The 17,224-nt window shown below is 47.3% G+C and carries 18 protein-coding genes and 3 pseudogenes; 5 read left to right on the top strand and 16 right to left on the bottom strand.

Annotation, left to right across the window (positions count from 1 at the left end):
* Positions 1 to 10: 10 nt before the first annotated feature.
* Genes JCM11216_RS09300 through JCM11216_RS09295 form a run of 3 tightly spaced genes read right to left on the bottom strand, consistent with a single transcriptional unit; the run spans position 11 to position 1,775 of the window.
* Positions 11 to 1,084: a hypothetical protein gene (locus JCM11216_RS09300; protein WP_243675914.1), complete on the bottom strand. Its 1,074-nt coding sequence runs from the start codon at positions 1,082 to 1,084 to the stop codon at positions 11 to 13.
* A complete protein-coding gene (locus JCM11216_RS18585; protein WP_243675913.1) occupies positions 1,063 to 1,524 on the bottom strand; it encodes a hypothetical protein in 462 nt (153 codons plus the stop codon). The genes JCM11216_RS09300 and JCM11216_RS18585 overlap by 22 nt, the downstream gene beginning before the upstream one ends.
* 26 nt (positions 1,525 to 1,550) lie before the next feature.
* A complete protein-coding gene (locus JCM11216_RS09295) occupies positions 1,551 to 1,775 on the bottom strand; it encodes a DUF3311 domain-containing protein (protein ID WP_243675912.1) in 225 nt (74 codons plus the stop codon).
* 124 nt (positions 1,776 to 1,899) lie between these two features.
* Here JCM11216_RS09295 and JCM11216_RS09290 point away from each other — a divergent pair, with 124 nt between their 5' ends.
* Positions 1,900 to 2,319: a metallophosphoesterase family protein gene (locus JCM11216_RS09290; protein ID WP_243675911.1), complete on the top strand. Its 420-nt coding sequence runs from the start codon at positions 1,900 to 1,902 to the stop codon at positions 2,317 to 2,319.
* A 325-nt stretch (positions 2,320 to 2,644) separates the two neighbouring features.
* On the opposite strand, the gene JCM11216_RS18580 is transcribed toward JCM11216_RS09290, so the two are convergent.
* Both JCM11216_RS18580 and JCM11216_RS09280 read right to left on the bottom strand, forming a co-directional pair.
* Positions 2,645 to 2,782, bottom strand: coding sequence for a hypothetical protein (locus tag JCM11216_RS18580; protein WP_243675910.1), 138 nt, complete (start codon positions 2,780 to 2,782; stop codon positions 2,645 to 2,647).
* A gap of 8 nt (positions 2,783 to 2,790) precedes the next feature.
* Positions 2,791 to 3,801 (bottom strand): hypothetical protein, encoded by a 1,011-nt coding sequence (locus JCM11216_RS09280; RefSeq protein WP_054854036.1) that lies wholly within the window; start codon positions 3,799 to 3,801, stop codon positions 2,791 to 2,793.
* 106 nt (positions 3,802 to 3,907) lie between these two features.
* On the opposite strand from JCM11216_RS09280, the pseudogene JCM11216_RS09275 reads away from it, so the two are divergent.
* Positions 3,908 to 4,707 (top strand): annotated as a pseudogene (locus JCM11216_RS09275) (SDR family oxidoreductase).
* A 28-nt stretch (positions 4,708 to 4,735) separates the two neighbouring features.
* On the opposite strand, the gene JCM11216_RS09270 reads toward JCM11216_RS09275, so the two are convergent.
* The 4 genes from JCM11216_RS09270 to JCM11216_RS18565 are packed head-to-tail and all read right to left on the bottom strand — an operon-like array spanning position 4,736 to position 7,709.
* Positions 4,736 to 5,554 carry a PAC2 family protein gene (locus JCM11216_RS09270; protein ID WP_054854035.1) on the bottom strand — a complete coding sequence of 273 codons (819 nt, stop codon included), beginning with the start codon at positions 5,552 to 5,554 and terminating at the stop codon, positions 4,736 to 4,738.
* A gap of 24 nt (positions 5,555 to 5,578) precedes the next feature.
* The gene (locus JCM11216_RS18575) at positions 5,579 to 6,004 is read right to left on the bottom strand and encodes a molybdopterin-dependent oxidoreductase (RefSeq protein ID WP_243675928.1); all 426 of its coding nucleotides are present in this window, start codon (positions 6,002 to 6,004) and stop codon (positions 5,579 to 5,581) included.
* Positions 6,005 to 6,024: 20 nt separating this feature from the next.
* Entirely contained in the window at positions 6,025 to 7,401 is a 1,377-nt protein-coding gene (locus JCM11216_RS18570) for a molybdopterin-dependent oxidoreductase (protein WP_243675909.1), read from the bottom strand.
* The gene (locus tag JCM11216_RS18565; RefSeq protein WP_243675908.1) at positions 7,359 to 7,709 is read right to left on the bottom strand and encodes a hypothetical protein; all 351 of its coding nucleotides are present in this window, start codon (positions 7,707 to 7,709) and stop codon (positions 7,359 to 7,361) included. The genes JCM11216_RS18570 and JCM11216_RS18565 overlap by 43 nt, the downstream gene beginning before the upstream one ends.
* Positions 7,710 to 7,809: 100 nt before the next feature.
* Here JCM11216_RS18565 and JCM11216_RS09260 point away from each other — a divergent pair, with 100 nt between their 5' ends.
* Genes JCM11216_RS09260 through JCM11216_RS09250 form a run of 3 tightly spaced genes read left to right on the top strand, consistent with a single transcriptional unit; the run spans position 7,810 to position 10,924 of the window.
* The gene (locus JCM11216_RS09260) at positions 7,810 to 8,349 is read left to right on the top strand and encodes a gamma carbonic anhydrase family protein (protein ID WP_054854034.1); all 540 of its coding nucleotides are present in this window, start codon (positions 7,810 to 7,812) and stop codon (positions 8,347 to 8,349) included.
* Between the two features lie 2 nt (positions 8,350 to 8,351).
* Positions 8,352 to 9,461 (top strand): glycosyltransferase, encoded by a 1,110-nt coding sequence (locus JCM11216_RS09255; protein WP_054854033.1) that lies wholly within the window; start codon positions 8,352 to 8,354, stop codon positions 9,459 to 9,461.
* Between the two features lie 35 nt (positions 9,462 to 9,496).
* Positions 9,497 to 10,924, top strand: coding sequence for a phosphoglucomutase (locus tag JCM11216_RS09250; protein WP_054854032.1), 1,428 nt, complete (start codon positions 9,497 to 9,499; stop codon positions 10,922 to 10,924).
* A gap of 11 nt (positions 10,925 to 10,935) precedes the next feature.
* On the opposite strand, the pseudogene JCM11216_RS09245 reads toward JCM11216_RS09250, so the two are convergent.
* The 7 genes and pseudogenes from JCM11216_RS09245 to JCM11216_RS09230 all read right to left on the bottom strand — a co-directional run bounded on the left by JCM11216_RS09245 (position 10,936) and on the right by JCM11216_RS09230 (position 17,135).
* Positions 10,936 to 12,053: pseudogene (locus JCM11216_RS09245) on the bottom strand (M42 family metallopeptidase).
* Between the two features lie 73 nt (positions 12,054 to 12,126).
* Entirely contained in the window at positions 12,127 to 13,620 is a 1,494-nt protein-coding gene (locus JCM11216_RS09240) for an NCS2 family permease (RefSeq protein WP_243675907.1), read from the bottom strand.
* Between the two features lie 140 nt (positions 13,621 to 13,760).
* On the bottom strand, positions 13,761 to 14,000 hold the full coding sequence (locus tag JCM11216_RS18560) for an ERAP1-like C-terminal domain-containing protein (protein WP_243675906.1): 240 nt from the start codon (positions 13,998 to 14,000) through the stop codon (positions 13,761 to 13,763).
* 62 nt (positions 14,001 to 14,062) lie between these two features.
* Positions 14,063 to 14,776: an ERAP1-like C-terminal domain-containing protein gene (locus JCM11216_RS18555; RefSeq protein WP_243675905.1), complete on the bottom strand. Its 714-nt coding sequence runs from the start codon at positions 14,774 to 14,776 to the stop codon at positions 14,063 to 14,065.
* Positions 14,777 to 14,846: 70 nt separating this feature from the next.
* Positions 14,847 to 15,877, bottom strand: a pseudogene (locus JCM11216_RS18550) (M1 family metallopeptidase).
* Between the two features lie 16 nt (positions 15,878 to 15,893).
* A complete protein-coding gene (locus JCM11216_RS18545) occupies positions 15,894 to 16,115 on the bottom strand; it encodes a hypothetical protein (RefSeq protein ID WP_243675904.1) in 222 nt (73 codons plus the stop codon).
* 129 nt (positions 16,116 to 16,244) lie between these two features.
* Positions 16,245 to 17,135 (bottom strand): hypothetical protein, encoded by an 891-nt coding sequence (locus tag JCM11216_RS09230; RefSeq protein WP_054854031.1) that lies wholly within the window; start codon positions 17,133 to 17,135, stop codon positions 16,245 to 16,247.
* Positions 17,136 to 17,224: the final 89 nt, after the last annotated feature.

Raw genomic sequence — 17,224 nt, 5'->3', positions numbered from 1 at the left:
CTCTATTGCATTAGGTCCTTCCTCCCCCCCTGATTGCCATGGCAATGCCAGTACCGATGAGGACTATTAGTAGGTTAATGGCCAGTGCTATAACGGCTATGTACACCAAATGCCCAGCTATTGGGTATAACGGAGACATCGCGGCTGGCTTATGAGGCGTTACAAATAAGTAAACGCCAAGCCCTAAGCCAACGGCCCACCCGACCATTAATGAGTATTTATCGAGCCTATCAGTTACTAAACCAAGGAACACTGACGGAAGCGTCTGCGTAATTATTATACCGCCCAATAACTGAAGCCAGATGGCGTATGTCGCAGGTACGATGAATACGAAGCCGAGCGCCAGGAATTTGAAGATGACGGATGCCCATTTAGCAGCCCTGGTCTCACCCTGAGGCGTTATCCTTGGGTAAAGTGGCTTAATTATGTTCCTAACCAGTAGGTTTGCCTGAGCCATTGCCATTATCGCCGCAGGTACGAGACCACCAACAAATACGCCCAATAAGGCTAAGGCAGCCAACCACTCGGGTAGTGTTGTTACGGCGAGCGTTGGTATTACCAGGATACCCCTGCTAGATGGTGGGAATAGGCTTAGTATATTCATTGCCTCTGAGCTTCCGTATATTAATATGCCGTACATGGCAAGCAATGCTAACGCGATGCCGTATATTGGGAGAAGCGCCGTGCTCATTGCCAGCTTCCTATCGCTCTCGGCACTTAAGGCGCCGTTAATTGAGTGCGGGTATAGGTATAGGGCTAGGCTACTACCAACCCAGAGTGTTGTGTATGTTATGAAGAATGGGTCCTTAAGCGTGGAGACGCCTGTTGGTAATGCCTTGAGTGACGCGGCCTTAAAGGCCGTTGCGAAACCACCTGGTATTGCGAAGGGCGCAGCAGCAAGTATGGCTATGACGCCTAGGAATACGAGCGCGTCCTTAAAGACTGCCGTTAATGTGGCGCCCCCTAAGCCACTGGTGTATGTAAACGCGGCTAGTATTATGAAGGATATTGTCAATGCGATATCACTGACGAGTTTTACGTTCTTAACAATGCCAAGGAGCATTATCGTAAGTACGGCCTGCATGCAACTATTTGTAGGGCTATGTATGGGAACTCAGCAACAACTCCGGTGGCGGCAATGAAGCCAGCCAGTAACTTACTCTTGAACCTATCCTGAACGAAGTCGGCAGCTGTAACATAATTCCTTAGCCTACTCCACCTCCAGAGTGCTGGCATTGTAACCGCGGCCAGTGCAAATACCGTGGCTACGTACGGGACAGCATAGAAGTAAAGAGCACCACTAGCAAACACGGTGGATGGTACTGCAACGAATGTATAGGCTGTATAGAGATCGGCACCAACCAGGAACCAGACAAGGAATGTACCTAGCCTACGGCCAGCCAAAGCCCACTCGTGTAATTGACTGAGGTCACCCCCCCTACGCCACCTGGCGCCATAGAAGCCCAGGAATACGAATATCACGAAGAACCCGAGGAATAAACCCCCCCAACCCAAGGGGGCCAACCAGTGGGCTCGCTGCGCTCATCCCATCACCTCTTACTGGGGTAAAGCAATAGTACTGCGATTATGAAGAGTATTGACGATATTACTAACCATAGTGTTTGGAACCAGTAAAAGAATGGTATACCGCCAAGCTCAGGCTGTACCATGTTATATATCGGTAATAACGTGTACAGTATCCATGGTATCACAAGTAGTATGCCAGCAACCACTTTACGCCATGTAGATATATTTCCACTTGTTTTCAGCGTCATAGTGATTAACATTTAATAATTATTTTTAAGTAATACCTAGTGGGGAAACTTAATTTAGGTGTTATAACTCGGTAAAATATTAATGGGTATTAAAATATTGCATATATCTGATGTTCATGGTGATATGCAATATATAAAATTAATAAGCAGTATTGCCAGGAATTTTGATGCAATAGTCGTAAGCGGCGATTTCGAAAATCCAGAGGTACTAGACGTATTAAGTAATTATGGCAGGCCTGTGTATGCGGTTGTAGGTAATATGGATCCTTACGGCATTAGATCAAGGGTTCAAAAGTACCTAATTGAGGGGCGTGTGGTACCTGTTGGGTCATTTTACCTGGCTGGTTATCCAATTACCGCGGACAGCATTAGGGATCTTGGTTCTAGGTTAATACTCGTGTCTCATTATCCACCTCATGGTACGAGTGTGGACAGGGCTTGGAATGGCGAGCACATTGGTAGTAGGTCTGTGAGGAGATTGGTTGAGGATGTTAAGCCACTGGTTGTTTTATGCGGTCATGTTCATGAATCAAGGGGGTATTGATAAGTTGGGTAATACCGTAATTGTTAATCCCGGTCCATTGTTTAACGGTTATTATGCGAATGTGAGTGTTCATGAGGATGGCACCGTCAATGCCGAATTAAATAAGTTATGACCCGCCCAGGCCAAGACCCGGGCGGGCCTTGGTGTGGGTGCATGCAGGGGGGGCAATTTTGTTTACTGGCTAAATCAATTTATTAGTATTGGTTAAGACTCCTGTTTTGCCAATGAGAAGTGTAGTAGGTCTTCATCCATGTTTACAATGCCCCTCTTCCTCAGTGACCACAGTATATCAACAACGTAGGGTCTTGCCATTGCCTCTAAATCATCATTCAAAGTTATGCCCCCTCCTTTTGAGCTCTTCAATCACTGAGTCGACGAAGCTCAGAGTCTCTATCTTGCCCTTAATTGTGCCTAGTTTGTTCATTGTTATTTCCTCAATGAGTTTCTTCAGGTCCTCAGGCATGTTTATACTCATTTAACGTTCACCCAGGTAAACTTCATGCATACCTTATTTAAGGGGGGGCACTCGCTGCATTTAAGTTTTGAGCAGTACTCATGCCCTATCCTGAACGCACCCCTCTCATAGGTTATTGGGTCATTGCTCAACCTACCTGTTGCCCTAACTAGCCCCCCCTTAACCTCATCGACCTTTACTGTAACCCCCCCGCCATCCTTGTTAACCAATATCTTATTTAGTATCTTCATTGCATGGTCATTGTTCAGGGCCAAAAACGCGCCGCTCCTTATTGTGACCATGGTGCTATAAACATCCGCAACCATTGTATAGCGCCTATGCCCACCCCCCCTCGAAATTATGCCGAGCGCCACTGGCAGGTTGGTTTCATGAGATACCCACCTGATGAATGTCCTAATGGCCCTCTTCCTCCTCTCATTGGTCCTCGGTGGATAGAACATTTGTAGTGACTTTTCAAAATCGTTTATGTCGCGGAACTTGGGTATCCACCTGAGTAGCGTTGTTCCGTAGGCCTTTATCAACTTCCTTAGGCCATAAACGAAACTATGAACAGCATTACTTACTTCCTGAATGTCCTCACCCTTAATACCCTCACCCTCATAATCATTTAGCAACTTCATACTTACGTCATTAATTAATGAGTAGTCAGGGCTTGAGATTAGGCGGCCTACCATGTCGTAATTCCTACGTATAATCCTATATATCACCTCATTTCTCAGGTTTCGGAATCCCGTGAATAATACCGTGGCAAGCAGTAGGTACCTCAGGAGTTCCTCTGTCTTGGGTACATTCATGTATAACTGGGTGAGGGAGTTAATGTCAATCCTACCCTTATCCCTCATTGTTTCTTGAATATATAATTCACGTATTCTCTGATATGGAACCATTAATTCATCAGGTAAATTCTCAAACACCACCTCCTTTACTGATGACCCATATTCATTAATGCTCCTTATTATATCCTCGTACCGATCCCTCCTTCGCAAATCAATTTCAAGAGAACTCATCGCCACTTACGTGAAGGCACTAAAATATAAATCTTGGCATTACATGTGTTATTAACGAATTGTAGGGTCACATTGAATAAGGGGGGTAAATACAAAGCTAACCTGTATGGACCTGGGATTAAAGGGTAAGGTCGCGCTCGTGACAGCCTCAAGCAGGGGTATTGGGCTTGGCATAGCCAGGGTACTCGCCCAGGAGGGCGTTAAGGTCGTCATTAGTGCTAGGCGTGAGGATGAGCTCGCCAGGGCTAGGGAGACCATTGTTAAGGAGAGTGGTACTGAGGTGCTAGCTGTCAAGGCTGACTTAACGGTTAAGGATGACGTAGATAGACTCGTCAAGGAGGCAATGAGTACCTTTGGTAACATAGACATTTTGGTCTTCAATGCTGGTCCTCCAAAGCCTGGTACATTCTCACAATTGAGTGAGGATGATTGGGAGTACGCAACGAGACTACTGCTCCTAAGTGCCGTGTGGCTCACGAAGCGTGTCGTTAATAACATGGTCAGTAGGGGGGGCTGGGGGGGTAGGTTGATTTACGTAACATCGCTAACCCTTAGGCAGCCAATACCGAACCTGGTACTCTCAAACACCGTCAGGCTCAGCCTAGCTGGTTTAGTTAAGTCGTTGGCCGTTGAGTATGGGCAGTATGGAATAACGGCTAATGGAATAATGCAGGGCTACATAATGACCGAGAGGATAAACCAACTGGCTCAGGAGGAGCTAGGGCCAGGGGGGGTATTAGTGTTGATGAGGTTATTAAGGCGTGGAGTAGGGAGATACCGGCGGGTAGGTATGGAAGGCCTGAGGAAATCGGTTACTTGGTTGCTTTCCTAGCCAGTGATAAGGCTGCGTATATAAATGGATCAATGATCCTAATTGATGGCGGCTATGTGAGGTGTGTATTTTAGTGAATGCCTGATCAATTCCTTAAAATGATTAATAGTATACAGGTAATTCCTCCTCCTTCGGCGGCTTCATATACATCTCCAGGTTTTTGTCAATTAAGAAAGCATACTTACTTGCATGCTCGGCTAACTTATCGGCAGGTATATCAAAACCAACAACCTTACTTAATGCCTTAACTAATTTTAGGGCTGCAGTAACGTCGGGTCCATACCTACCAACCATTTGATTAAGTATTGTCAATACATCCTTGTGGCTCGATAACTTACCACTCTCGATTAACCTATTGATCGCGGTTAATACCTTTGATTCAGCAAGTAGCAACACACCGTTTATATTCCTGGAAAGTACTGAATCAAGGAACACGGCCTCGATACCCGTTATCGTAGCTTCACGAAGCGGTATTAAGCCAAGTTGTTTATACTCATCGACGTGTTCTTCCTCAGAGACAAAATAAACATTATCGCTCTCTTGCTCGCCAAGGAGTGGTGTCGAGGTCAGACATACGACCCTGCCCACGGCATTATCCTCAGCCCAATCCAGTATTTTATCCACGAACTGCCTATAGAGCATTGGTGGAATCGGCACATGCTGCCTAATCACAACAATTGCGTGTTCCCTATCGAAGAATAACCTATAGGGTAACTTGGCCGCACCGTCAATGACGGTGACGATAGGTACATGACCCCTCGGCTTTATTGAACCAATCTCCTCCATCTTGAGGGTCTCTACGAGATACTCAATGGCCACTATGGAGGCCAATGACGGTTCAGGGCATGCCATTATGAGTGTGTTACGTGGATCCCTTGGTATAGACTTAATCTTGATATCGAATGTGGTGGTTGAGGACATACCATGGCTCAATTGATACTTAATTTAAATACTTTGTGTAAGTAATGCTGGGTCAATGGGCACCTTATCAATCCTAACCTTACCAACCCTCCTCCTTAGTATGTCCTCCACGGCGCTTGTCACGGCAGCCGCGGCCACGCCCACGGGCACCTCACCAATCCCCTTAACACCCATTGGAGTCACCGGGGGGGATGGTGATGGGACAAGATGAACCTCAATCTCCGGTATGTCCATGACCGTTGGCAGCCCATAATCACCGAAGCTCAGTGTTAGTAGGTTGCCGTCCTCATCATACCTGTAAGCCTCGTAAAGCGCCAATGATATTCCTATCGCGGTGCCACCCATTACCTGCTCCTTAACGAGCTCCTCATCTATTACATTGCCCGGGTCAAGATAAACCACGTGTTTAATGGGCTTAAGCCTGCCATCCTCATACCTAACAACGGCAATGTCACAGGCAAATGGGTATGCTATGTACCTACCGATCTTCGCCTCCGCGGTGTATGTGAAGGTGACCTCCTCATCGCCAAGCTCGAGAATACTGACTTTCCTACCATCACTAGAGCGGAAGTACCCCCCCTCTCATACGTAATGTTACTGCCGAGCACCCTAACGGCCTTATTATACAACCTAGCCCTCAACTCCTCGACAGCGCCAAGCACGGCACCTGCCGTGAACACTGCCATGCGGCTACCACCAGGCCCAAAGGCCTCCGGGCTCTCATCACTTGGTAAGTACTCATAGGTGACCCAATCCATGGGCACATCGAGGAGTTGGGACACGAGCTTAACAGCCGTGTGTTCATTACCCTGGCCCTCACCACCAAACCCAAGACCCACGACTATCTTACCATTCCTAATCCTCAACTTAATACCCTCAGTACCCTGCGGCGTTGACGGGTCTGTCGACACGGCAATACCAACGCCCGTATTCCCATCCCTCAGGGAGAATAGGTCATTGCGCGACAGGGCGAGCTCGAGAAGCCCCTTTGGATTACCTGAGTCATAATACGCGTAGGGTGCCTCGTACGGGAATGAATCAATTAAGTTCCTCCTCCTTACCTCCGCCCGATCCACGTTGAGCTCATCAGCTATCGCATCCATGACTCTTTCCAAAGCCCAGGTATGAGGGGGGGCGTTCCAGCACCTAAAGGCGCCTGCGGGGGGGTTCTTGTTGGTTGCCACGACCGTGGCGTTATACCTCAGGTTCCTAATCTTGTACGGACCAGCCAATATTCCCAGGGGGGGCTTAAAGGCCTGTCCACTACTCCTGCTGGCGCCCGCGTCCTCCCAAATACTGATGTCCAGTCCCTTGACAATGCCGTCACCGTCAAAGTAAGCCTTAATTCTAAACCTCCTCTCGGGTCCACTTGAGTTGGATGCCATTAGGTGCTCGGTTCTCGTCTCAACCCACTTAATCGGCGTCTTAAACTTATAGGCGGCGTATGCCAGGATTATTAAGTACCTGACTAGGGAGAACTTAGAGCCGAAGCTACCCCCCCCATGCCTCACCGGGACATGCTTAATGGGTATACCCAGCGACCTCTCTATCTCGGCGGTTATTGATTTACCTCCCTGCAGGTTGGAAATTATTGTGACTCCATTACCCTCCGGGTATGCTATGGCTGCGAAGGTCTCTATGGGGTTTCCAGAACTCCTTGACCAATAAAGGTTAAGCTCTAATTCCCTTGGCCCACTGGGCATTTGGCCGTACTCAATCACCTGCGATTGAACGATATTAGTACCCAACTCCTCGAAGACCAGTGACTCGTTTTTCAAGGCGTCATCTATATTACGCACGGGCTTTAGCGGTTCATACTGAACATCAACGAGTTCCGCCAAATCCATGGCCCTGTAGGATCATCAGCAATCACTAGGGCCACCGGTTCGCCTTGGTAACGGGCCTTATCTACTGCCAAAGGCAATGTCTCGAGACCGGCACCCTCCCTCTCTGTCGAGCCCAGGGTTCTCGCTATGAAGTCCTTACCAGTGAGTACGAGGGCTCCCTCGCTAACGGCCTTTGATGCATCAATACTTAGTACCCTGGCGTGTGGGTATGGGCTTCTAATGAATACTCCGAACTTCCCCTTATACGGATAATCATCTAGGAATCCGCCCCTACCAAGCAATGCATTGAGTACATCAATCCTAGGCATGCAATCAATGACTGCTCAATGCCTTTTAAGCGTTTAAGCGGCATTACTTTACGTGATGTATGCCTTAATACTTTAAATAATGCAGATTAATGACTAGGCTATGCCCATCGTGAGGGTTGGGGGGGATAAGGTGCCTAGGATTGGCAGGAACGTCTTCATAGCGAGTACGGCCTACGTAATTGGGGGGGACGTGGTTATTGGGGGGGATAACGTGAGTATCTGGCCCCACGCCGTCATCAGGGGGGGTGATGAGGATAGCATAGTGATTGGCGATAGCTCGAATATTCAGGATGGCGCTGTAATACATACAGACGTTGGTTTTCCAGCTAGGATCGGGCGTGGCGTCACCATTGGGCATAGGGCTATCGTGCATGGCGCCACGGTGGAGGATGAGGTAATAATAGGTATGGGCGCCATAGTCCTAAATGGAGCAGTAATTGGCAGTGGTAGTATTGTGGGGGGGGCTGGCGCCGTAGTTACCCAGGGAACTAAGGTACCACCCAATAGTATTGTTGTTGGTGTGCCTGCCAAGGTAATTAGGCAGGCCACGGATGCGGATAGGGAGTACATTAGGAATAATTACCAGGCCTACCTAAGGCTTGCGAGGATGTACATGGACAATGGGGGGGTTAACCTATAACCATGCCATGCATATCATTGATAACTGACGGGATTGATGGGATAACGGGGGGGCCAATTAGGGTTGCCTATTTACTCGGTAAGTCAATCATTGAGATGGGATTTAACGTTAATGTTGTTGCGCCATATGTGAGTAAAGAGGTTGAGAAGGACCTTGAGTACGTAGGTATTAAGGTAAGGGACCTTGGACTAAGGCCTCCGCTTTCTGGGCAGTCTGGGCATTTTTTAATATGGCTAATGAATGGTATAAGGGGTTTGATCAATTATCGCGATGATTGCCTAACAATAAATCTATCCTTTGAGTTACCAATACCAGCAACCATATTCTATGCGCAGGGCTACGTAGGTGACCTACTCAGGGATTTAAGTAGGGAATTCCCAATACACTATAGGCTGGGTTATTACCTTGCAACACCACTAATAATTGCCGCGGATTCTACATACCATAGGGCACTATCACGCTCTAAATACGTAATAGCCAACTCGAGGTACTCAGCGGAAGCTGTAATATCAAGAAACGTTAGGGTTTGGGGGGGTGTGATAAATCCGCCGGTGAATACGGACTTCTTTAAACCCGTGCCCAACCCCCCCACCCAGGACTATGTGTTGACCTACGTGGGTAAGGAGACCCAATTTAATGTACTTAGGGCCATGGCCAATGCGGGGGGGATAAGGATAGTGGCCTTCGGCTCCAAGGTCCCCCCCTGGCTGCCGCGTTGGTTCGTTAGGCATAGGAACATTGATTATAGAGGTAGGGTCAGTGATGAGGAGTTGGTTAAGTTATACGCCAACGCGAAGTTTACGGTATTTCCATTCATTCATGAGCCCTTTGGGTATGTACCGGTTGAATCTATGGCATGCGGCACGCCAGTCCTCACCTATGGTAGGCAAGGTCCAGGGGGGGAGACAGTGATTAATAATGAGACGGGTTGGTTGGTGGATAATCCAGGGGGGGAGTTTGTTAGGTTGGCGGTTAAACTGTGGGAGGGTAATTATGATAATTTAATGAGGGCTAGGGCTAGGGAGAGGGCTATGGCCTTTAGTGTACCTAGGGTAGTCAATGAATGGTTGAGCGTGGTTAAGGAGCTTTTTCATGATAATGCAGAGGGATAAAATTAATTTAAGGGTTGTTTAATAGGTCTTAAGTAATGAACGATAAACTCACGTTTCATTTTGGAACAGATGGCGTGCGTGGTGTTATTGATACGGAGTTCACGGAGTTCTTGGTTGCCGTGCTTGCTGAGTCGACTTTTCGTTATTGGTCACGTAGGTATGGGTTACGTAGGGTCTTGGTAAGTTTCGACGCCAGGAGGAAGTCTAAGGACTTCGCGTACATTGCAGCCAGCGTGGCTGTAAACCACGGGTTAGATGTCGTTACGGTTAATAAGCCAACACCAACCCCCCCGGCGGCTGCCTGGTACGGCTTTAGGTTCGGTTTTGACCTTGTTATTCAGATCACGGCCAGTCATAATCCATCAATATACAACGGCTTTAAGGTAATAACAAGCAGGGGGGGATCACCGGTTCAGGAGGAGGATACGGAGGAAATAGAAAGATTATATAATGAGGAGTGGCATGATATTAATAAATCGGTTAATACCATTGAATTAAGGCCAATACCCACCGTGGATCCAGCTCCCGAGTATATTAACTACGTCTATGAAAGCGTAACCAAAATGTTCAGGCCAAGGAGTAGGTTCAAGGTAATCATTGATCCGATCTACGCAACCTCAATAGGCTACACGAGTGAGGTTATGAGGAGACTCAGCATGGAGGTTACGGAGATTCACAATAATTACGATCCAAGCTTCGGAGGCAGGGACCCAAACCCAGAGCCGCAAAACATACCCGAGCTCATCCAGGAGGTGACGGCTGGTAAGTACGACATCGGCATTTCGCATGATGGTGACTCAGACAGGATAGCCCTAGTTGATAGGATTCACGGTTACTTAAGCGCTAACGACATACTGCCAATAGTAGTCGAGAGGTTGGCCTCTGCATCAATAATAAAGACGGGTGTTGTTAGGACGGTATCCACAACGCACATACTTGACAACATAGCTGCCAAGTACGGCTTTAAGATCGTTGAGGTTCCGGTGGGTGTTAAGTACGTGGCCAGGGCAATACTGAATAGAGAGGCCGACATGGGTGGTGAGGAGAGCGGTGGCCTTGTGTATTCATGGCACATACCTGATAAGGATGGTATATACACGGCATCTCTAATAATAGCCATGGCATCTGAGTACGGAGGCCTAACAAACCTGGTGAGCGATGTTAGGAGCAAGTACGGTAGGGCTTACTTCAAGAGGGTTGACTTGGACATGAGGAATTCAAAGAAGTTTGTAAATGACAATAAGGACACACTTCTTAAGATGCTTAGCTCGTTAGGTCCGAATCCAAGGCCCGTAACTATTGATGGTGTTAAGGTTGTGTTTGGTGATGGTTCCTGGGTCCTAATTAGGGGGGGTAGTGGCACAGAACCCAAGTTGAGGATTTATAGTGAGGCCCTTAGTGCGGGTAGGGTTGAGGAATTGATAAATAATGCAATAGGCATTGTTAATCAATTATTAAGGTAAATAATGCTACGTCATGTCAATTTAGACTTAATCGTCTTCTCCCTAAGGCTCTGAATAAGTCTATCATTGGCTTTGGATAGTGACTCGCTAAGTAATTTAGCGGCGTTTAGTGCGTCATTGATGTTCAGTAATTCCACAGGGCTGTGAACATACCTTGTGGGTATTGATATGGTGGTCGCCGGTATACCATCCCTCCTAAAGGCAATACCCAGGGCATCCGTAGTGCCGCCAATCAGCACCTCCAGTTGGTATGGTATTTTCAATTCCTCGGCAACCGAAACCAAGAAGTTCGTCAATGCTGGGTGGGCAATGAATACGTTACCCCCCCTACCACCATCCATAACCTTAATCGCGGGTCCCTTACCAATCCTAGTCACGAACTCCCGCTCATTAACGCCGGGTACGTCAGCGGCGATTGTGGTATCAAGGGCAATCGCAAAGTCTGGGTAGACCCTGTCAGCAGCGATCTGGGCACCCCCCCTAAGACCAACCTCCTCCTGAACGGTGGCTACGAAGTAAACCGTAACCTCACTATCCCTCAAATGCCTAGCGGCCCAAAGCATTACGGCAACGCGACCCTATCATCAAATGCCTTACCTGTGACGACATCCTCATTAAGGACTTCTAAATCCCTATCTAGGACGGCCACGGAGCCAACCCTGACACCAAGCTTCCTAACCTCCTCATCACTTGAAGCCCCAATGTCTATGAATAAGTCCTTAAGCTCAGGGGCCTCCCTCTCCTTACCAGGTGGCGTAACGTGAGGTGGTCTACTACCGATTACACCCTTGATCTTCCTGCCATCGGCGGTCTTAATGACAACCCTCTGGCTGACAAGGGTTACCTCGTTCCAACCACCAATGGCCCGAAACCGCAGGAAGCCATTTTTATCAATGTTATCAATTAATAGGCCAATCTCATCAATGTGAGCCGCAACCATGGCCTTCAAGTCCTTCCGTCTGCCGTACCGAATACCAATTACATTGCCCCCCCACCTATCTATCATTAAGTCATCAACATAAGGCTCCAACTCCTTGATTACTAAGTCCCTGACCTCATCCTCAAAGCCAGACGGGCCAAAAGCCTCACTTAGTTTCTTAAGTAGGTTTATGAACTCTTGCGAGCTCATTAATGCTGCATACGTCTATATAACTATTTAAGGATATCCTCACTGCAGGTTGGGGGTTTCCCGCTTCCATTACCTAGGGCTTTGAATGCCTTGATATACCCATAATTATTACTGTGTTTATGGATTGAGCATGGGGGACCATTGCCGTGAAGTATAGGATGAATATTATCGTTATTACCAAGGTTGTCACTGAGATCTCGCGGAACCTGCCAGTAACGAGCTTAGTGAGCGTGTAAGTTATGAAGGCCAGGCCAATGCCGGTGGCTATGCTGTAAGTAAGTGGTATGCTTATCATGGCCACGAAGGCCGGTATGGCCTCGGTTAAGTCGTTAAAGTTTATCCTGGGTATTAACGACACAAACATTAAACCCACCAGTATCAGTACTGGCGCCGTTGCGCAGTCAGGTATCATAACCACTATAGGCCCCAGCGGTAAAAACGCAAGAAATAATAGCCCAGTCACCAACGACGTCAACCCAGTCCTCCCACCACTCTCTATCCCTGAGGCTGACTCAACGTAGATGACCGTCGTCGTTGTGCCAGCCAATGCACCAACAATAGTACCAATGGCGTCTGCATACAATGCCCTTCCTATATTAATGGGCCTGCCATTACTATCCACGAGACCGGCCCTGTTGGATAGGCCCACTATTGTGCCTATACCATCAAAGAACTCTATCATCCACAGCGAGAAAGCCACGGGGAAGGCCAAGCTCACGAGCCTAAACCACCACTCAATGTTATTGGGTAGGTTGGGTATTATCGATGTGGTAAACACCGGGAACTGGACTGGCGTTGATGGTGGCTTGGCAAGGCCAAACACGAGGCTTACCAGGGTTATCGTGACTATGGTTATCAGGAACGCGCCCGGTACCCTCTTAATATATAGGAATACCGCAAGTATGAAACCCACAAACGCGAGTATCGATGCCGGGGGGGTCACAAAGGCTCTCGTATTAAAGGCGACCGGTGTACCACTGCCAGGTATTACGAAACCACCCAGTGAGAGCCCTATGAACGTTATGAACAATCCAATACCAACGCTAATGCCAATGGATAAATTAGGCGATATTGACTTAATGATCCTCTCCCTAATCCCTGACCATGCAGTGAATAGGAATATTAAGCCATCAATGAACACAGCCGTTATCGCAGTCATCAATGCTATCACGGCTGCCTGAGAACCAACAACACCCATGCCAAGCAACACCGTTGTGAAGGCTGGGATCACGGAATACGCAATGAAGGAGTTCTCACCCATGCCAGGGGCCATTGCGAAGGGTAACCTCGCGTAGAACGCCATGAATAATGTTCCAAAGGCAGCCGCTATTGCCGTGCCAGCCGCAACGCCCAGCTTTATCGTGTAAACCAATGCCTGGTACTGCGCACTTAATGCGTTCGTACCCAGTGCATGCATTAGGGCTAGTTCAAAACCATCACCAACTATTGTTGGATTTACGAATAATATGTACGCCATTGTTAGAAACGTTGTCAACCCAGCCAACACCTCCCTCCTGGGATTAATGGTGGTGACTGTTGGTGGTGTCAACCAATTAATAAATGACACGTTGAATGCCGTTATTACCTTCTCTTAAAAATATTACTTTAATACGTGGCATCGTATTTACGAGTATTGTTTAAAGATTTAATTAATTAGGATAGGAAATAAAATAATGATAGTGAATATTGGTTTTTTAACCTGGATGATTAGATATTACGGAATAAGCGTGAATATACCCTCATAAGTTCAAGGCCAGCCTTAATCCCCATCTCGATACCAGGTATACTCAACCCTCTTAAGAACCCCCCCTCCACTTCACCCTCCTGCCCAATGCCTATTAACGGTATTGAGTACGTAATCACCCTAGACAACACGCCGGGATCACCGTAAGCCTCTATGAAGCGCTTATAATTACTCATGAACCACCTCAGGTTAAGGTCACGCACGTACGGATTCCTAGAACCAACCGTGAAGAACTGAAGATCCTGCCTCTTAACCTCGCCAGATATTAGGAAGTCCAGGGACCTCTGATACTCATCCTATTGGTTATGCTCAGCATAGCAGCCAAGACCTTATTCCTATCCTCATCGGTCACCAACGACCTATAGAGCCCCCTAAGGACTTCAAATGGTTTATCACCGACAACGGCGTAGGCATTAACAACCGCCTGCCTCATGACAGGGCTCAAGCCCTGGTAATCCCTAATTAAGCCAGCTATTGACTTCGCGTAATCCTCATCAATAAGTGCGCGGCGGGAGAGCACTAACTCCCTAACATCGTCCATGCCAGAGACACCCTCAAGTAAGGTGCTCTGAGTCCTCAGGTACTCCGTGAATACCTCCTTAACGGCGGATGGCTTTATCGAGTATAGGGTACCCAGTTGGGATATTACCGTAGTCGTCAATAGGTAATTAACTATGTCACTAACGGACCTAACTAGGCTTAGGTACTCATTTAGTCCAATGGAGCCCTGGAGCAAGTGGGCATAGGCATCATTTATCACACTCCACCTCTCAAGGTGATTAGACGCACTGCTCAATGCCCTAGACCAATCACTATACCTAACCCTGTAGTAACCACTACCATTAACATTGAGGAACAGGGACCCTGGTGAACCACTAAGCATTAGTGTATCGCGCTCCATGAGTACGGTATTCACCACGCCATTAAACCTATAGATAATGGGTATGGGCCAGGTATCAGCAGTATTACCGCCAAGCACAAACCTCGACTGCCTAAGTGTGACACCCTTACCGGACTCTTCAACAACTATGACTGGATGCCCCGACTTATCAACAGGCCTTCATGACCTTCATCACGGGCTTACCACTAACCTCCTCAATACTGCCCCACAGGTCATCCTCGGTGGCGTTTGAGTACGCATACTTCCTGAGGTAGTTGCTCAAGCCCCTCCTGAAGTCCTCCTCACCAACGTAGTCTCAAGCATCCTAAGCAGTGAGGCGCCCTTACCATAACTAATGTCATCGAATATTTCGAAGGCCTCCTCCTCACTACTGATAGGTACGTGAACGGGGTGCGTACTCATTAGCGAGTCCCTGAGCATAGAGCCCGTAGTCTCATCAGCCAGGAACCTATACCAAACGCCCCACTCCGAGAAGAGTTTATCCATGGCCTTATAACTCATGAATGTGGCGAAGGACTCATTAAGCCAAAGGTCATCCCACCAATGCATCGTGACCAAATTACCAAACCACTGATGAGCAATCTCATGGGCAACAACCTCCGCAACCCTCCTCTTAGTCAACTCAGTACTGCCCTTACCGACTAACAACGCGGTCTCCCTAAACGTTATTGCACCCCAATTCTCCATAGCACCAGCCGCGAACTCAGGAACATGGATCAGGTGAAGCTTGGGTAGCGGGTATGGTATCCCGAAGTAATTACTGTAGAATTCAAGCACACCCTTGGCAACATCAAGCGCAAACCTGCTATCCTCAACCCTATCCCTAATCGGCGTGGCGAAGATCACGTCAATACCGCCGACCCTATCCCTAGACTCAAAGAACCTGCCAATACCCAGGTAGAGCAGGTATGTGGACATCCTAGGAGTCTCCGCAAACTCAAAGACCTTCCAGGGACCATCCCAATAAACCCTGACCGGTGGCGTGTTGAATATTACGTCGTAATCACCATCGACAGAGACCCTAAACCTAAACCTAGCCTTGGCGGCCGGGTGGTCAACGCAGGGTATGAAATACCTGGCACCCGTGGGCTCGAACTGCGTCGTTATCATGTAGCCACCCCCCCCATACGGAGCCCTGTAAATACCCAACAACCTATCACTAACCCTACCCTCAAACACAACCCTAACAACGCCATTAATGGGGCCCCCCCCGAACCCTCAAAACCCTACCGTCATAGGAATAATCAACGGGCCTACCATCAACCTCGACAGCCCTCACCTTAAAATCAACGGCATTAAGCAATAAGTCGCCCGCGGAATTAACATGAACATCCACAACACCCTCATAACTCAAATCCCCCCCAAACCTAAACCTAAGATCAACTACGTACAACTCAATACTAACATTAAACGACACGTGGAAACAAAATGCACGCATTATTAAGCATTAAGTGTATGACGTTCTTAACCACATCCTCGTGAGCCTCGCAACATCTCTACGGCATTACTACCTTCCGCATCAAATACATCACTATTAATTACTCACTTACCAGGGCCAACAAAATATGTTATAAACAATGCACCACCACAGTGGTTCCTGCGGAAATAGCCCCACTGTTATATTCCCAACATTAGTATGAAGTACGACATAACCATAGGGTATTTGAGCTATGTCCGTTGGGAAACGGTAATTCTGCGTACAAACAACATTTTTCGTAGATGTCGTTGTGAGATTAATTATACGTATATCCATCGCCCTTATCACCTTTGGAGTAGTTAAATTGCACGAGACTAACTCAGTACCACTATAAGAGTAAACTGAATATCCATTCACGTCTATGATGCTTGATGATGGATTCACAAATTCAAGCGATAAGTAGGTTGTATTTAATAAATACGTGGCGAAACCGAATTTGCTCAAGGACGTTGTCTCGGTAACGTTGGTAATCACCTTATTAATCGTGATGCTATAATTAATCAAGTCACTAATACGTAACGTAATACTAACCCTTTTATTCAGGAGTACATTTACGGAATTAATAAAGCAATTAATGCATCCCAAATACGTTGGTGTAAGCCCCACATACCAAATCACATTCTGCGTAGCATTTATGATCGCTATTGCCAATGGTACTTGCACGGTCTCATGAGGAGGTACTAACACCTTAAACGCCTTAATCGTGAATACCGGCGACTTAATGAATAATACCGTTATATTCAACGGATCATCCGTTGGATTCGTTATGACCAGGTAAAGGGCAAAGGTATTATTCCTTGACGGGTACGAGTAAAGCTCAAAATGAATTATATTCGCATAAGGCTGTCTCAATTCATTAATTACATGCATATACTCATTAAACACCACATTTAAGTAAATACCAAGAACCACCATGGCGGTAACGAGAACCACGATAATATAAAGATACGCATTAGGCACATCACTAAGTAATCTATTGTCCCTTTAAACCCATCGCCATTATAACCCTAAACCCACAACATCAAGCATAATCAACATACCACAAAGCC

Source organism: Vulcanisaeta distributa JCM 11216 (assembly GCF_001315985.1).
GTDB classification, from domain to species: domain Archaea; phylum Thermoproteota; class Thermoprotei; order Thermoproteales; family Thermocladiaceae; genus Vulcanisaeta; species Vulcanisaeta distributa_E.
The sequence above is the reverse complement of the archived record's forward strand: the minus strand, read 5'-3'. Positions and strand labels throughout refer to the sequence as shown.

Coding starts and splice junctions, on each gene's coding strand:
- JCM11216_RS18565 (WP_243675908.1), bottom strand. CDS start 7,709: ATGCCTAGGATTGATGTACTCAATGCATTGCTTGGTAGGGGCGGATTC.
- JCM11216_RS09290 (WP_243675911.1), top strand. CDS start 1,900: ATGCAATATATAAAATTAATAAGCAGTATTGCCAGGAATTTTGATGCA.
- JCM11216_RS09255 (WP_054854033.1), top strand. CDS start 8,352: ATGCCATGCATATCATTGATAACTGACGGGATTGATGGGATAACGGGG.
- JCM11216_RS09295 (WP_243675912.1), bottom strand. CDS start 1,775: ATGACGCTGAAAACAAGTGGAAATATATCTACATGGCGTAAAGTGGTT.
- JCM11216_RS09250 (WP_054854032.1), top strand. CDS start 9,497: ATGAACGATAAACTCACGTTTCATTTTGGAACAGATGGCGTGCGTGGT.
- JCM11216_RS18570 (WP_243675909.1), bottom strand. CDS start 7,401: ATGGATTTGGCGGAACTCGTTGATGTTCAGTATGAACCGCTAAAGCCC.
- JCM11216_RS09280 (WP_054854036.1), bottom strand. CDS start 3,801: ATGAGTTCTCTTGAAATTGATTTGCGAAGGAGGGATCGGTACGAGGAT.
- JCM11216_RS18580 (WP_243675910.1), bottom strand. CDS start 2,782: ATGCCTGAGGACCTGAAGAAACTCATTGAGGAAATAACAATGAACAAA.
- JCM11216_RS09260 (WP_054854034.1), top strand. CDS start 7,810: ATGCCCATCGTGAGGGTTGGGGGGGATAAGGTGCCTAGGATTGGCAGG.
- JCM11216_RS09270 (WP_054854035.1), bottom strand. CDS start 5,554: ATGTCCTCAACCACCACATTCGATATCAAGATTAAGTCTATACCAAGG.
- JCM11216_RS09300 (WP_243675914.1), bottom strand. CDS start 1,084: ATGCAGGCCGTACTTACGATAATGCTCCTTGGCATTGTTAAGAACGTA.